This is a genomic window from uncultured Eudoraea sp. (assembly GCF_947258525.1).
Classification (GTDB): domain Bacteria; phylum Bacteroidota; class Bacteroidia; order Flavobacteriales; family Flavobacteriaceae; genus Eudoraea.
Genome location: NZ_CAMYIP010000242.1, coordinates 1 through 2,230, shown reverse-complemented (window position 1 = coordinate 2,230; position 2,230 = coordinate 1). Strand labels below are relative to the sequence as shown.

3 protein-coding genes are annotated in these 2,230 nt (G+C 62.4%); all 3 read right to left on the bottom strand.

Features of this window, described 5'->3' with window-relative positions; all coding sequences use genetic code 11:
• On the bottom strand, nt 1–259 hold a 259-nt coding region (locus Q0X89_RS17875), incomplete at its 3' end, for a hypothetical protein (protein ID WP_297696732.1).
• A gap of 153 nt (nt 260–412) precedes the next feature.
• Nucleotides 413–1,609, bottom strand: a complete 1,197-nt coding sequence (locus tag Q0X89_RS17870; protein ID WP_297696730.1) for a phage tail sheath family protein — start codon at nt 1,607–1,609, stop codon at nt 413–415.
• A 62-nt stretch (nt 1,610–1,671) separates the two neighbouring features.
• The coding region (locus tag Q0X89_RS17865) for a Pvc16 family protein (protein WP_297696728.1) at nt 1,672–2,230 on the bottom strand (559 nt) is incomplete at its 5' end.

Here is a 2,230-nt window from a genome sequence, read left to right as displayed (position 1 = left end):
AGGCCGGATTCATGCGGAACGCTTCGTTGCACCAATCGGTGAGCGATTTACCCATGGCCAGCGAACACTCGATGGTGATGGGCTCATGGGTCAGTTTTCCGGTGAGTCCGCCGGGCACCTCGTGCGACGAAGCCAGCGCGTGCTCGGCCTTTTTGCGGCTGACGCCGCCGCCGCTGCACTTGAGCAGCTGGGCTTTGCTCAGCTTTCCATCGATGACGCAATGGAAGACGCTGTTCGTTCCCGACATCTTGTTGTTCATTCCGGGGCCTGCCATATCTAATTCTCCTCGCGACTCGTTGCGTTTGGGCTAGTGGCCGGAGCTGGGACTCCAGCTGTCTTGGCGTTCTACGGGCTCGCCCAGGAATTTCTTCCCTGGGCGACGACCGCAGAAAACCTGAGCATTAATGAGTGGTTACTCTTCGACCCCGCCGCCAGACGGCATTTGACCGATGCGGAAGATGACGAATTCGGCGGGCTTCACCGGAGCCAGGCCGATCTCGACGATGAGCTGGCCGGCATCGACCACCTCGGGCGGGTTGGTCTCTTCGTCGCACTTGACGTAGAAGGCCTGCTCCGGGTTGGTGCCCATGAGCGCCCCGGTCCGCCACAACAGGTTGAGGAACGACGCGATGGTGCGGGTGACTCGTTTCCACAGGCGATGGTCGTTTGGCTCGAACACCACCCACTGGGTAGCCCGCTCGATGGAGGTCTCGACCATGATGAACAGCCGGCGAACGTTGATGTAGCGCCACTCGGGGTCGGTCGATAGGGTACGGGCGCCCCAGATGCGGATACCACCGCCCTGCATCTTGCGAATGGCGTTGATGCCCTTGGGGTTGAGGATGTCCTGCTCGCCGCGGCTGATCTGGTACTTCAGCTCGAGGGCACCGCGGACGATCTCGTTGGCCGGTGCCTTGTGAACGCCGCGCTCGCTATCGACGCGCGAGTACACCCCGGCGATATGACCGGACGGGGCCACGAAGATGTTGCCCTTCTCGGGGTCGTAGACCTGGATCCACGGGAAGTAGTAGGCGCCGTACTTCGAGTCGCGCGGCCTGGGCATGCGATCGACCGAGCCCTGGATGGACTCCGGGGAGTCGAGGATCGCGAAACGGTCCTTGCGAGTCTCGCAGTGCGAGAGCAGCGCGTCCTGGATGGCCGGTGAGATCTGGCCGGGAGCCACTACGATCGAAATCTCGTCGATTTCGTCGAAGCAGCGCATGCCGGTGCGCTGACCGGGGCCGCCGTCTTTGCCGATGAACAGGCCGTCGCGGCCGGCCGCATTGGCCTTCTCCTGCTTCTTCTCATCCTTCTTGGTGCCCTCGTGGGTTGCGCCCTCGGGCGCGCCACAATTGACCACGAAGCAGCGAGAACCGCCGTTGTTGAAGAAGCCGTAGACGGCATGGGCGAGGTGCTGTGAACAGTGCTTGAAATCGCCGAAGGTACGCACGAACTGCGACCAGTTGGTGATGAGCACGGGCTCGTTCAGCGGGCCTTTGCTGGACTCGCCGATGAATCCGACCGTGTTGGTTCCAACCGCTTCGATTGGCTTGGAACCGCGGCTGACTTCTTCGACGTATACACCGGGTGACAGATAACTGGTCGCCATTTATAAGGTCTCCTGCGCTCCTACTTGCTTTGTTGCACTGGGTTGATTGGTTTTGAAAAAGCCTATTGGCCCTCGATATCGTCGCGGCTGAGGACCTCACGAGCAGGTCCGCGCTCCGGTCCCGCGGTCGGGGGCGAGTTGATGTCTCGGAAGTTGATTGCGCGCTCCTCGACCCGGGTGATCTGCTTGCGCTTGCGGGGCAGGATCGGGACCGCGGTCCAGACCGATATCGCCGGCCGCACCGGCTGGCTCAGGCTGCCCCAGAAGCGAGCCAGCGTACCCTCGTCGAGACGCTTGGACATCGCGATGAACAGGTCGTCGCGCGACTCCGACTCGTCGAAGCTGTCGCCAATGACTACCGACGGATCGATGGCGCGGTTGTCCATGATGGCGCGCACGCAGAGTCCGGTCAGAATCTGCTCGTCCTCCGGGGTCTGCGCCCAGCTGGAAAGCAGATAGTCGAGTCGCACGAACAAGCGCCGCCGGCGCTTGTACTCGATCTCTTCGCCGCCCTCGTCGACCTCGGCAAAGATCTCCTGGGACAGGTTGCCGTCGGATCCCCAGGCGTCGAGCGAGACCTGGTAGAGGTAGACCGAGACCGCCGGCAGCTTGCCCTCGATG